This window comes from Sphingobacteriales bacterium, from assembly GCA_012517435.1.
Classification (GTDB): domain Bacteria; phylum Bacteroidota; class Bacteroidia; order CAILMK01; family JAAYUY01; genus JAAYUY01.
Genome location: JAAYUY010000058.1, coordinates 1 through 13,062 on the forward strand (window position 1 = coordinate 1; position 13,062 = coordinate 13,062).

Here is a 13,062-nt window from a genome sequence, read left to right on the forward strand (position 1 = left end):
ATAACGATTGGATATACGCAATATAGCGTATATTTTTACTTTACTTGAATACGCCTCCTCCATAAAAATTATGTTCACTTACATTTGATGGCAAAATTAATATTTTTTTTCAGATACAAAAGCAACAAAGTTTTATACAATAAAAAAAATGTTTTGTTATCCAAGGCGGAATTCTTCCATCTTTCAGGCATGGACAGGAACAGGTACTCAATTAACCACTTCACTTATGCCAAACGCCTGTTACCACCGGTGCTTCCTTGTCTGCCGGGGATAGTCTGTCTATTTCTTGCAGTCATCTTCATTGTCTTTTGTCGTGAGTCGGGCATTTTTTAAAATTTCTTTTCTTTTGGTTTGGCTTTGCAATCTCTTTTAACAGTATTGGTTTAAGCGTTGGCTTCCTTCGACAAGTTCCGGACAAGTGTGCAGTTTTTACATGTGCTTGCAAATGCGTGGGCTATTTCCCGTTTATTGTTCCCATTATTTCTTCAAAACTTTCTATGCCTGCTCTCAGGTTTTCGATGATGTCGCTGGCTAATACATCCGGGTCGGGTAAATTGTCAAGGTCTGTAAGGCTTTTGTCTTTTATCCAGGTAATGTCGAGGCTGGTTTTGTCCCGTTCAATAATTTCATTATAGGTGAATTTGCGCCAACGGCCTTCGGGATTGGTTTCGGGATGGTAGGTTTCTTTGCGCTGGTGTATGTTGGATGGATTATAGCATTTAATGAAATCCTGCAAATCTTCGTAACGCAAAGGATTCTTCTTGAGCGAAAATTTGATATTGGTTCTGAAATCGTAAAACCAAATTTCTTTAGTCCAGGGTTCTTTGGCTGCAGGCTTATTGTCGAAAAACAACACGTTGGCTTTTACGCCTTGCTTGTAAAAAATTCCTGTCGGTAAGCGGAGTATGGTATGCAGGTTGGTGGTTTCCAGCAATTTCTTTCGGATGGTTTCACCTGCACCGCCTTCAAACAATACGTTGTCGGGCAAAACTACAGCGGCTCGTCCGTTCGATTTGAGCATGGTGCGGATGTGCTGCAAAAAGTTCAATTGTTTGTTGCTGGTGGTTACCCAAAAGTCCTGACGGTTGTAGGTGAGATCTTCGCTGTCCTGTTCTCCTTCTTCGTTGGTGAAGGTCATGCTGCTTTTTTTGCCGAAAGGCGGATTGGTCAGTACATAATCTACCCGCAAACCTGTGTCGGAAATGAGGGCATCGGCCGGAGAGATAAAATTGTCGCTGTCAAAATCGCCTATGTTGTGCAGGAATAGGTTCATCAGCGCCAGCCTTCGGGTATTCTGAACAATTTCGTTTCCGAAAAAAGTGTTGAGCTTGAGAAATTCCTTTTCTTCGCGGGTGAGTGAGTAGTTGGCCGGGTTGGCAATAAAATCATAAGCGGCCAGAAAGAAACCGCCCGTTCCGCAAGCAGGGTCGGCTATGGTTTTCATGGGTTCTGGTCTAACACATTCCACCATGGCACGGATTAAGGCTCTGGGGGTGAAATACTGACCGGCACCGCTTTTGGTGTCTTCTGCGTTTTTCTCCAGCAAGCCTTCGTAAATCTTGCCTTTTACATCGGCTCCCATGGTACTCCATTGCTCTTTGTCAATCATATCAATGAGTTTGGAGAGTTTGGCAGGGTCTTGTATTTTATTTTGGCTCTTGATAAAGATTTGCCCCAGAATACCTTTTGATTGTGATAATTCTCTCAACAAATTGGTATAATGATTTTCTAACTCCGCGCCACGTTTAGCCGTAAGGCTTTCCCAGTTGTATTCTTTTGGAATGGGTAGTTTACGGTTGTAAGGCGGTCTGCTGAACTCGTCTGCCATTTTCAGGAACAGCAGGTAGGTGATTTGTTCGAGGTAATCGCCATAGCCTACACCATCGTCACGCAATACGGTGGCAAAACTCCATACTTTGCTGATGATGCTGGAAGTGTTGTTTTCTGTCATAGTTTTCAATTTTCAATTTTCAATTTTCAATTTTCAATCTTCAATTTTCAATTACGAATCTTCAATCTTCAATTACGAGTTTTCAATTTTCAATTGTCAATTTTCAATTACGAATTGTCAATTTTCAATTGCGGTTTTTGATGGTGGTTTGTATTTTTCCGATTATTTTACATATTTCTTCAATGTCATTTAAAAGGGTGTCAGCAACTGGTTCGGTCAGATATCCGGTAGCTTTCAGCAACTTTAACCAGTATTTACTCTCCCTTGCTTCCTTATATGCAATGCTGATTTTTGAAAGAAAATCTCTTTCCGATTGTCCTCCGATAGATTCTTCAATATTAGCACCGATAGAAGTTCCGGACCGTAGTAGCTGCTTTGCCAGTATAAATTCTTTTTTTTCTATGGTTAAATGTTTATACACATTCACCATTTTGATGGCAAACTCAAACGATTTTTGCTGAATGACATTATTTTGTTTCATTTCTTTTCCCTTTCATTTATTCATAACAGATTATTCATTATTGCTGATTCGTAATTGACGATTCGTAATTGATAATTCGTAATTGATAATTCGTAATTGATAATTCGTAATTGATAATTCGTAATTGATGATTCGTAATTGATAATTCGTAATTGATGATTCGTAATTGACGATTCGTAATTGATGATTCGTAATTGACGATTCGTAATTGATGATTCGTAATTGATAATTCGTAATTGATGATTCGTAATTGATAATTCGTAATTGATGAGTTCTTCCACCTGCATTTGCTTCTCAGCAAGCAGCTTTTCGTTGATGGCGTAGCCCTGCACCAGATAATCTTTTAAACGCTGTGTAGCCCACTGGCGAAACTGGGTGCCACGAATAGACTTTACACGGTAGCCAACAGATATGATTACATCAAGATTGTAGTATTCAATGTTACGGGATACTTTTCTTTTTCCTTCGGTTTGAACTGTCAAGTATTTCTTGACAGTTGAATTTTTATCGAGTTCGCCTTCTTTAAAACAATTGTTGATATGCAAGCTGATGTTTTGTTTTGTTTGCCCGAAAAGCAATGCCATTTGTTGTTGCGAAAGCCAGACAGTATCGGTATCGAACCTGACTTCTACTACTGTTTGATTATCGGAAGTTTGGTATATTTCAATCCTGCTATCCATTGTCTGAACTGTGATTTATATGATTTTTATGATTGACTTGATTTTTTAGATGCCTTTTCAGATTTATTTTTTCCCCTTTCTGCTTTTTTTATGCTGAGCTTTGCCGAAGCAATTCGTTCCAGTAAAACCGAAGCCGGCTCCCAGTTGGGTTCGTTGCGGCACTCCTCTAATTCAGCTTCGCTCAATAATTTGCCTTCGAAGGCTTTTTTCAAAATGCTCTGGCGCAGGGCTTCGGCTTGTTGCAGGGCAGTGGCAATGCTTTCTTCCAGCTTATCGGCTACCGACAGGCGCTTTTCGATTTCGGAGACGATGAGTTGTTGTTCGGATTTGTTTTTTGGATAAGAAATTTCAATAGGATATAATTTTCCTTGAGAAATAACTGGTTGTGCGGTGGAACTTGCGTATTTATTTAAATTGCAAACTTTCAGTAAATGATGTAGAAACTTCAAATCAATACTTTCTTCATCAAAAGACACTACAAAAGCATTATCAGTAATCCAACTTTTAGGTTTTGTAATATGGATATTTCCGCAATGAACACCCACTCTGCCAATTATCACTTTTTCTTCTTCGAATAGATATTCCTTATGCTTTCCGGTAATCCCATTACCACCGTAAACAAGATATTCGCCTTCATCACTACGATTAGCTTTAGTTAAACCTGTACCGCTACTGATAGAAATAATATCACCAAGTGTTGTGGAAATCCACCCCTCCGGCAATTCGCCTTCTTTTACATTCGGGTGGGTGAAACGCCCCTCAAACGCCCATTTCAATACCGCCTGCCGATATACTTTGAGCTGCTGCTGTGCGGTTTTCAGGCTTTCAATGCCTTTATCCAAACTGCTGAACAACTCCTCTATTTTGGCTACAATGCGGTGCTGCTCGGGAAGGGGGGGGATTGGGAATTCCGCTTTTCCTAAAAATTGATAATGTCTTGCATAACCTTTATCAGGAAGATTTATACAATGTAAAAAATAAAAAAATAGTTTAGGATTTAAAAATTCAAAAGGCTTTAAAACCTTTACTCCATCAGCACCCGCAATGAATTTAAAATTGACGAATTTCATAACCTTTGTATGGTCTCCAAAAATTATGAATGGTGGGTCGCCTTCAACTACTAACTCATCTTTATCAAAGTAACCACCAATTAATTCTTGCCCTTGGTCAATAACAGGATATTTCCCTTTTTGCTGATAATCCTTCTGTTTGATTTTAATCCCATTCAAGGAAATACTATCACAAGTCTCAGAAAAATTTATGAGTGCCCAACCAGTGGGTAATTCTGCTTTATATAAAATATTTTCACTCATTACGCTGCTAGTACTTGGTTTTGTTTATAAATAATTGTTTCCATATCATCGGCAAAGGTTTTTTGTTCTCCACCCTTTCGGTAATATATTATTTTCGTTCATATTGCTGCTCAATTGTCTGAACCATGATTATGCCTGATGGCCATGATTGCTTGATTTATTAATAAGATTATTGTTATGAACACGTTTGAATTGCAAGCTTTTTGAACCGAAATTCAGCAACAGACCTATTTCCATGTTGTAGGCTTCTACATAGTTCATGGCCTGTGCCAGGTGAACATCTTCAAGATTAATGATGGCTTTGATTTCTACCATTATTTTTTCCTCCACAAAAAAGTCAACCCTGCGGGTGCCAATATCATAACCTTTGTATTGCAATGGCATCTCCTTTTCTCGTTCGTGTGCTATGCCCTGTAAGTTCATTTCAATGGAAAGTGCTCTTTGATACACCACTTCCTGAAATCCATTTCCGAGATGTTTATGCACCTCCATGGCAGCACCAATAATTTTTCGTGTCAATTCTTCATATTTCATAATCAAGTAATCAATTAATCCTTATAATCATGGTTCAAGACATTATGCTGCCAGTGCTTCGTTGAGTTCGTAAATAATGTTTTCCATTTCATCGCCAAAGAGTTGCCACATTTTGCCCCTTCCACCTTTGGCATCAAAGGGTGTGTAATCAAGGTCGTCCATATCAACATGAACCGAAGTGGCAATTTGCTCTTTCAGCATATACAGCCATTCCATCTGTTCTTTGGTAAACTTGATGCCGGCACCTTGTTGTTTTTTCCACACCCAGTCGGCAAAGTTTTTATCTACGGTTTTGTCGTAAGGGGTTAAAACATTATCAATTCCCATCACTCTTCTGATTAAAGAAACCAATGCAACCAGTTCGTTTTTAGGACTGCCAATGGGTGCTGAGCCCTGAGCCTGTCGAAGAGTCGAAGCATCCAGTTGCTCATAAGCCCGCCACACACTCATAGGAGCAAGAGAGGGTTTGTCCATTTTGATTTTTTCCGACAAATCTTTAATCATGGCATAGGTAAGTTCACGCCTGCGGTAGGGTTGGCTGTAAAAAATCTGCAAAGCTACCATTTCATCTTTGTGGCTCTCTATCCATGCTTTAAAGTCAGCTACTAATGCTGAGCTTGTCGAAGTATTGTCTTTGTCCCAGCCTGCGTTTATCAGTTCATCGGGGTTAAGGAGGTCAATTTTTTGTTCGTGGGCTTTGCGAACATTTTCAATAAATTCGTTCAGCTCTCCGGTAAATACTTTGGCGGCTTCATGGCGTAGTTGCTCTAATCGTTGATTGATTTCTGCTTCAATTAGGGCAGGTGCTTCGCCAGGTTTTTCCTCTCTTACTTTTTGCTCAATGGCTTCAACGGTATCGGGGTTGTAGGCATTCAGCAGGTCTTTTACTACCTGTGTAAGCGATTTGCCGCCTGATTTTTCTTCAAACTGCTTTTTTTCTTTTTCGGTAATCTGTTTGTCTAATCGGGTCAGGCGGTTTGCCAAAGAGGTAAATAAATCTTCATCCCGAGCACCCACAGCCACAGCACCCAGTAAATCTTTCAAAGGCACACCGGGCTTTTTCTCCAGCGGACGGCTGTCGGTTTTCAGGCTTTTGGTAACACCAATGGCATCCACTATCACAAAATGGTCTTTAGCCATTTTGGCGCAGGGCGATACTTTTTTCAAATCGTCAAAATTGATTACCCGTGTGCCGCGTCCTTTCATTTGCTCAAAGTAGTTGCGGCTTTTCACATCGCGCATAAAGAGCAGACATTCAAGCGGTTTCACGTCTGTGCCAGTGGCAATCATGTCCACCGTTACGGCAATACGCGGGTAATAATCATTGCGAAACTGAGCCAGCACCGATTTGGGGTCTTCTTCGGCACGGTAGGTTACTTTTTTGCAAAAGCGGTTTTCTTCGTTAAACTCTTCTCTTACAATCTGAATAATATCATCAGCGTGGCTGTCGGTTTTGGCAAAAATCAGTGTCTTGGGAACTTCAAAATTGCCGTCATTGTCGTAGCGGTCAGGGAACATTTGTGGCAGATGCTCTTTGAAGGTGCGAATAACCATACGGATTTGGTTGGGGTTTACGATGTCTTTATCCAACTGCTGTGCAGAATAGCTTTCGTCCTCGTCCTGCAGTTCATAACGTTTTTTTCTTGTGAGCTTTTCGCGTGTTTCAATGTATTGACCTTTCCAAAGTGTAGCCCCTTTTTTGGATATTTTAGTTTCAATCAGGTACACATCATAACCCACATTTACGCCATCGGCTACGGCCATTTCGTGTGAATATTCCGAAACGATATTTTGCTGAAAATAGGCATAAGTGCGGGCATCGGGCGTTGCTGTGAGTCCAATCTGAAAAGCATCAAAGTAATCCAGTACCTGCATCCACAGGTTGTAAATACTGCGGTGGCATTCGTCAATAAAAATGAAGTCGAAAAATTCAACCGGCAGTTTTTCGTTGTATTCTACGGGTGGCACTTCTTTGGGTTGCCACTTTTCGTGTGGATTATCTTCTTCGGCACTTTCGTCAAGGTCCTGTCCTTTCAACACGGCATACAGGCGTTGGATGGTGCTGATGTACACATGGTTATCGTCAGGAATATATCCTGATTTAAGCCTGTGAACACTATACAATTCGGTGAACTTACGGTTATCGTCATTGGGCAGGTAGCTCATAAATTCCTGCTCAGCCTGTTCGCCCAGGTTTTTGGTGTCCACCAAAAAAAGAATACGCCTTACTACATTATTGTTGTTATCGTCTTTCAGTTTTAGCAGACGATATACAGAAGTAATTGCGGTAAAAGTCTTTCCCGAACCGGTTGCCATCTGAATTAAGGCTCTCGGCTTATTTTGCCTGAACGATTTTTCGAGGTTGGTGATGGCATTTATCTGGCAATCGCGTAATCCCCGGGTGGGCAAATTGTTAAGGTCTTGCAGGGCTGCCCGCAGCGATTTGGTTTTCTTCAGCCAGTTCCGCAGCGTTTCGGGCCGATGAAAAGTAAATACATTTCTGGCTCTTGGTTTAGGGTCTCTAAAGTCGGTAAACAAAGTTACTTCGCCTGTGCTTACATACACAAAGGGTAGTTTTTCGTTGTTCAGGTATTTGAGTTTAGCGGCAGCATAATCTTCTGCCTGCCCTTCATGTACGGTGAGTTTATGCCCTTCTTCTTCACGTTTTGCCTCAATAATTCCAACCGGTTTTCTGTCAACAAACAGCACATAGTCGGCAGGTCCGACATCCGTCTGATATTCACGAACAGCCACACCAATACCGACACTAAAATTAATTTTGGATTTGGATTGAACCACCCAACCGCAGGCATTCAGTTGCCTGTCGATGTTATCTCTTGCTGTTTGTTCCGGGTTCTGATTGGTCATTATTTACTCAAATATCATAAGTGCAAAGTTATTATTATTCATTGGTGTGTGGACAAAAAAATGGCACTTTTGGTTTTGCGAAGCGTGGGCTTGTGTCCCGATAGCTATCGGGATGCGGCTGGCTTTTTTTAGCATGACCGTTAATGTTCGAGTGTAGCAGTAGTAAGGGATTACGGGCTTCATCACTATCAACCTACACGAAACTTTATGCGAGTTAGAACGCTTAAATACCCTCTAAAACCCTTATTACTGCTACACTTTGTTACCAACTGTGCGTTTTCATTCATGTCTAAATGCTCTTTTTAATAAGATTGGCGTTGTTAAGGTTGTAAGAATTCCCATAATCACAAGTATTGAAAAAATCTCTGTACTTATAAGTCCTGCATTATAAGCAATATTGGCAATAACTAATTCCATTATTCCTCTAGCATTAAGTCCTATTCCAAGTGTTAAAGAAGTTTTTCCATTAAGTCCTGCAAATCTTCCACCGAAATAACCCCCCAAAATTTTTGAAAAATATGCAACAAAAATAACTGCTAATAAAAGTCCAATATTACTTATAGACAAAAAATTAAACTCAAGACCAATGCCTGCAAAAAAGATAGGGGCTAAAAAACCCATTGAAATATTACCTGTAGTTTTTTCTATTGCTTTCAAATTGTCTTTTCCTATTAATTGCTCACTTATAAGCATCGAACCAAAAAAAGCACCAACGATGAAATGTAACCCTAATGTCTCTGTAAATGTTGAGAACAATAAAATAAATACAAAAAATAAAGCAAACAATGGCTCTTTACCTTTTAGTGATGATGTGAGTTTATTCAATGAATTCTCAATATAATCGCCCCTACGAAGAATTTTTTTTATTAAAATATATACAAAACTTAAAATTACAATAAACACTACTAACTTGAGTAAGGAAAATGAACCTGCTTTTAAAATTGTAAAGAAGGAAAAATCAGTATTTTTTATATTAATTAAAACACCAAGTATGGTCAGTGCTAAAACATCGTCAAAAATTGCCACTGAAATTATTTTTTGTCCAATATCGGTATTTATTTTACCCAAATCCATTAAAATTCTTATACTTACAGGAAGTGCAGTTATTGCAACACAAAGTCCTATAAATAAAGATGTCATAATACTTTGATTGAATATAAAACCAATACTTGTACCACAGAATATGGGAATAAAGAAAGCCATTAATGAAATAATCAGATTTCTTCCTTTTAAAGATTTTAGAATTGAATTAATATTTATTTCTAAACCAATCATAATTACTAAAAGGAATATTCCAAGTTCAGAAATAACCTTTATGTCTTCTGTTCTATGGATTAAATTAAATAAACTAGGTCCTAAAATTATTCCTGCTAATATTTCTCCAATCATTGAAGGTTGTTTAAAACGCTCAAACAATTCACCTAATAATTTTGCAGCAACTAATATAATTAATAGATTAGTAAAGAAAGGAAGTTCAAAAAATGCTTCATTCATATTTTATTCACATTTAGTAGATTTGTAATTAAAAATTATTATCATTGTCTTTAGTTTTTTCGCATTGTTGGTAACGATTGGATATATGCAATATTGTGTATTTTTTTACTTTACCTGAATACGCCTCAGCCATGAAAATCATTTTAGACTTAAATTCTGAAGGCAAAATTAATGTTTTTGTTCAGATACAAAAGCAACAAAGTTTTATACAATTAAAAAAAATTTTTTGTTGTCCAAGGCGGAATTCTTCCATATTTCTGGCACGGGCAAACCCATCACCCATCACTCATCACCTTCCCTGACCAACAGCAATATCAGAATGGAATTAATGATAAAGAATTGAAAAACAATGCGACAGGAGTTTATCCGGAAAATATTCATGGTTACAAATAAGCAGGGGAGATATTATTAATTGAACCAGAATGCTGTTCGTTTTTTTCTATTCCTTTCTCTTATTTACATTTACGATATAATCCCAGTTATAAAATGCTTTGTCAAATTCGGCAGGGAATTTTTCACGGAGTTCGGCAGCATCTTCTATGTATATTTCCCGCTTTTCTTCATTTAAAGAATAACAGAAATAACCGATGGAATGTGCATTGTAACTGGAATCCTGCAGGTAATTAGCCAGTTCGCTGGGCCATCCGTGTCGCGGAAAAATGAAAATATATGGTTTTTTTTCATCAAATTTAGGTTTAACTTTTTTCCAATCCTCTGATGAAGTAGTGTCAGAATCTGTAACAGTATCAGCAGAGGCAGTGGTCTTTCCTGAAAATGAGGCCACATTTTTATCTTTCAGATCTTTTTCATAATACTCTCTGACCCCTTCCTCAAGCTTATGAATTTCAACAGCCAGTTGCTCCAGTTCTGCTTTCAGCTCGGCTATCTTTGCGGTATTTTTTGCTGAGTCACCCATTTCGACTGCAATTTTCTGCGCCCGCCTGACTTTTGCTGCCAGTTCACATTTCTTTTTACGTATATCTTCATAAATATTTTCCATCCGGTAAGTATAGCGGGTATCATATTCAAACTGACGGTTGTGTTTATTATAAGTGATTCTGCCCATGGCTTCATTCATAATGGTGCCTTCCATGCTGTCGTTTTCACAATTCTTTTTTAACAGGAATTCAATGTTGACGGTCATATTGGGCAAGATGTCCTTTTTGCCGATGGTGGTTTCAACATGAATGGCTTTTTTATAAAAACCCGGATAGGAAACTTCGATGACGTAAAGGGTGTTAAAACTAAGATAAAGCCGGGCAAGGCCATTGGTAGTCTTTGTTCCTTTTGCCTCCATGGTATTCAGGTTGGTGCAGGCTATTCTGGCACCGGAGATTTTTGGTTTTTCCCAACTGTCAACGGTAATGAGGGCAAGAATAGCATTGGTATCTTCCTGGGCAGAAAGATATTCTGAAAATAAGACAATCGACAGAAATAAAAAATATTTAAATGCCCTCACAGGTGGTTTTGTTAGTGGAGCCGGGGAGAATCGAACTCCCGTCCAGAGAAAGCGTCCTATATGCTTTCTACATGCTTAGTTTCAGTTTATGTCTGCAGCAGCAGGCCTGAAACACGACTGTTTGCTGCACAAGTCTCTGAGTTTGTCGGCAGGCTGACGAGACCCTTCACCCGCTTATTCTGCTTTGCGATCCTCCCTGATGGCTCTCCGGCAGAAATCGGAGTGCCGGGAAGACTGGCTTATTTAATCGGTAAAGATTAAGCAGCCAGAGAATAAGAAACGTTGCCGTTTAATTGTTTGCGACCGCTGTTGAGGTTTCTATCGCGTGAACCTGCATGCTTACATATACAACTGCTAACCTGTCTATTCCGGTCGGCCCCAGTAAATTAAGAACAAAACGCGTGAATGCTGCAAAAATAAGGCAAATTAATGTATTATTTTGCTGTCTGATTGAAATTTCCTTATTTTCAGGGCAATAAATAAACTTTTTGCATGCGTATCGAAAATGTTGAGGTTCCATGTCCCTGAGCAATCATTTCCAGCAGTTGGGCATCGTTTTTTCTGAATACCGCACCGAACAATTGCCTGATGTTTCTGTAGCGAAACATATCCCTGTCGAGCAATGTGCTTGGCCCCAGCGTAAAAATATCACAGATTTCCTTGCTTTGGCTGATGATGTCATAAAATGTATTGTTCATCACCGAGGTTGATGTCAGGATAATGGCATCTGCCTGCTGCAGCTTTTCATTCATCTGTTTTGCCGGACAAATTGTTTCATCCTCCTGATCCATATCAAAAATACTCAGTTCTGCCCGCGTCTGACCTATTTTTTCTGCTAAGGTTCTGAACCAGCCTATCATGACAATTTTTTGATAACGGCCAAATACTATTTTTCCTGAAATATCGGAAGTTTCAGTGTAGTGATTGTTGTAGTTCAGGATGGCATTCAGGTAAGCCTGATAAAAAATTCTATCAGAAATTCTGGTAAGTTCAATTGTTTCAGGAATATCGGTAAGCTGAGGGTGGTTGAGTGTGGCACAAACGCCAATATTGCCGTTTTTCAGTAAAATTGCCCCGTATTTTTCTCCCGGAACCCATTTCCTGATGTTCAAGCGGTTAAAGCCTTCCTTTTTAAGGAAATAGGATAGGGGTTCTTCATTTATCATCGGTTGAAATAATAACGTTTGAAAATTTCATAGCTAAGCAGGATTTCATTCAGATAAAAGGTGGTTTCATATCTGACAAGACTGAAGGAAAACACTACCTCATCCCGTCCGCCATATTTGTATTTAATCTCAGCACTGAACATTTTCCCGTCCGGTGAATCATTCAGTTTATAGCTGACATACTGAAGTCCTGCCAGATTGACTTTTTCCTGTTTGGCCGATTCAATGATATTGTTGTAATCTTCAATGGTCTTCTCATTTTTGTTGATGTTGCTGATGATATCTTCATCCTTCAATTTCCGGGTTTCTGCAGGATAGAGTTTTCTCCATATTTCAGGTGTGGGTTTGAGGGCAATCAATGAATCTACCTGCTGAGCCATCAATGCTTTTTTGAATTTCTCTGCAAATCTGACCATTTCAGGATCAACAAACTGAGCCTTTACAGTCGAAAAATAAAAGATGGTTAAAATTGCCGGAATAAAACGTGCTCTCATATTGCATCACTTTTTTGAGCCAAAAACAAAATATTTTCCGACCAGCCGGAATGAAGATTACCTTCATCGAGCTGAATCTTTTTCTGAACCAGTTCGAGTATATGCAGGGTGTTGAAGTCTTCACGAATTTCCTCCACATGATACAGCATTTCGATGTCTTTCGGTCCCCCTGTGTTGAGCGGCAGTTGCTCTTTGGCGAAGGCATTCAGGACAATAAAGCCTCCGTCTTTGATTAAGCCGCTGAAATAACGGTGAACTCTTCTTCTGTTTGATGAATGAAGATGGGCAAATATCAGGGCAACTGCATCATAATCAGCCTCAAAGCCATTGGTATCAAAAACATCGTGCAGGAAATAGTTGATTTCAACGCCTTTTTCGGCAGCAAGTTTCAATGCTTTTTTTCTGCCTTCGGTGCTGGTATCAAAAGCATCAACCTGCCAGCCTCTGAGGGCTGCATAGACTGCATTTCTGCCTTCTCCTTCGCAGGGAAGCAGGATTTTACCCGGTTCATGCCGGTCGATAAAGTTTTTGAAATAAAAATTTGGTTCTGTTCCGTAAATATATTCAGTGGTAGCATACCGAATGTCCCAGTGGTTGCCCATTTTCATTATTTTCTGCCTGA

At 39.3% G+C, this 13,062-nt stretch carries 11 protein-coding genes and 1 other RNA gene; all 12 read right to left on the minus strand.

Going from position 1 to position 13,062, the window contains the following annotated elements:
• Positions 1-454 precede the first annotated feature (454 nt).
• The 12 genes from GX437_03375 to GX437_03430 all read right to left on the minus strand — a co-directional run bounded on the left by GX437_03375 (position 455) and on the right by GX437_03430 (position 13,042).
• A complete protein-coding gene (locus GX437_03375) occupies positions 455-1,951 on the minus strand; it encodes an SAM-dependent DNA methyltransferase (GenBank protein ID NLJ06694.1) in 1,497 nt (498 codons plus the stop codon).
• Positions 1,952-2,075: 124 nt separating this feature from the next.
• On the minus strand, positions 2,076-2,432 hold the full coding sequence (locus GX437_03380; protein NLJ06695.1) for a four helix bundle protein: 357 nt from the start codon (positions 2,430-2,432) through the stop codon (positions 2,076-2,078).
• A 20-nt stretch (positions 2,433-2,452) separates the two neighbouring features.
• Entirely contained in the window at positions 2,453-3,112 is a 660-nt protein-coding gene (locus GX437_03385; GenBank protein ID NLJ06696.1) for a hypothetical protein, read from the minus strand.
• Positions 3,113-3,138: 26 nt separating this feature from the next.
• Positions 3,139-4,425, minus strand: coding sequence for a hypothetical protein (locus GX437_03390; GenBank protein NLJ06697.1), 1,287 nt, complete (start codon positions 4,423-4,425; stop codon positions 3,139-3,141).
• 129 nt (positions 4,426-4,554) lie between these two features.
• Entirely contained in the window at positions 4,555-4,959 is a 405-nt protein-coding gene (locus GX437_03395; protein NLJ06698.1) for a GxxExxY protein, read from the minus strand.
• A gap of 42 nt (positions 4,960-5,001) precedes the next feature.
• Positions 5,002-7,827 carry a DEAD/DEAH box helicase family protein gene (locus tag GX437_03400; protein ID NLJ06699.1) on the minus strand — a complete coding sequence of 942 codons (2,826 nt, stop codon included), beginning with the start codon at positions 7,825-7,827 and terminating at the stop codon, positions 5,002-5,004.
• Positions 7,828-8,106: 279 nt separating this feature from the next.
• A complete protein-coding gene (locus tag GX437_03405) occupies positions 8,107-9,321 on the minus strand; it encodes a cation:proton antiporter (protein ID NLJ06700.1) in 1,215 nt (404 codons plus the stop codon).
• A 439-nt stretch (positions 9,322-9,760) separates the two neighbouring features.
• Complete coding sequence (locus tag GX437_03410; GenBank protein NLJ06701.1) at positions 9,761-10,780, minus strand: hypothetical protein; 1,020 nt, start codon at positions 10,778-10,780, stop codon at positions 9,761-9,763.
• A 12-nt stretch (positions 10,781-10,792) separates the two neighbouring features.
• Positions 10,793-11,160: a transfer-messenger RNA gene (ssrA, locus tag GX437_03415) on the minus strand.
• An 87-nt stretch (positions 11,161-11,247) separates the two neighbouring features.
• On the minus strand, positions 11,248-11,946 hold the full coding sequence (locus tag GX437_03420; protein ID NLJ06702.1) for a hypothetical protein: 699 nt from the start codon (positions 11,944-11,946) through the stop codon (positions 11,248-11,250).
• Positions 11,943-12,440 (minus strand): hypothetical protein, encoded by a 498-nt coding sequence (locus tag GX437_03425; GenBank protein ID NLJ06703.1) that lies wholly within the window; start codon positions 12,438-12,440, stop codon positions 11,943-11,945. Before GX437_03425 ends, GX437_03420 begins: the two co-directional genes overlap by 4 nt.
• Complete coding sequence (locus GX437_03430) at positions 12,437-13,042, minus strand: class I SAM-dependent methyltransferase (GenBank protein ID NLJ06704.1); 606 nt, start codon at positions 13,040-13,042, stop codon at positions 12,437-12,439. Before GX437_03430 ends, GX437_03425 begins: the two co-directional genes overlap by 4 nt.
• Between the last annotated feature and the right edge of the window lie 20 nt (positions 13,043-13,062).